The organism is Pelagicoccus sp. SDUM812005 (assembly GCF_031127875.1).
Lineage (GTDB): Bacteria > Verrucomicrobiota > Verrucomicrobiia > Opitutales > Opitutaceae > Pelagicoccus.
This window is the reverse complement of the sequence record NZ_JARXIA010000083.1, coordinates 1-485: the sequence shown is the minus strand read 5'-3', so window position 1 is coordinate 485 and position 485 is coordinate 1. Positions and strand designations below refer to the sequence as shown.

Sequence of the window (485 nt, the reverse complement as noted above, 5' to 3'; positions counted from 1 at the left end):
AAGCGTTCCTTGACCTCGAAGAACTTGCGCCGGGCGTGCGCCCAGCAAGCGGCCAGCTCGATTCCCTCGCTGGACTTCTCCAGCTTCGGGTACGCTTCGTACATGTCGGACTGGACCACGCCCTCGAAGCCTTCCAGGTACGAGGTGACCGAGGCGTGGCAGCGCCCGCCGCTCCACTTGTACCAGACGTCGCCGAGCGGCCGGGTCATGCCGCAAAGGTAGCCGGTTCTCGTCTTCTTCTCCCCGTAGTCGGGATCCTGATACTTGATCGGCGTCCCGTCCACCTGGACGTAGCCGCCTTCCAGAAGCTCGAGTCGCATGTGGTTGTAAATCGGCTTGAGCCACTCGGCGACCTTCTCGACCCAGCGGACCAGGTTCTGGCGGCTGACCGCGAAGCCGTGCCGCTTGTAGATCGCGCATTGGCGGAACAGGGGAAGGTGGTCGAGGAACTTCGAGACCACGACGTAGGCGAGCAGCTCGGCCGA

Annotated in this window: 1 protein-coding gene; it reads right to left on the bottom strand. The window is 63.7% G+C overall.

Features of this window, described 5'->3' with window-relative positions; all coding sequences use genetic code 11:
- On the bottom strand, window positions 1-485 hold a 485-nt coding region (locus tag QEH57_RS24785), incomplete at both ends, for an IS66 family transposase (protein ID WP_309009496.1).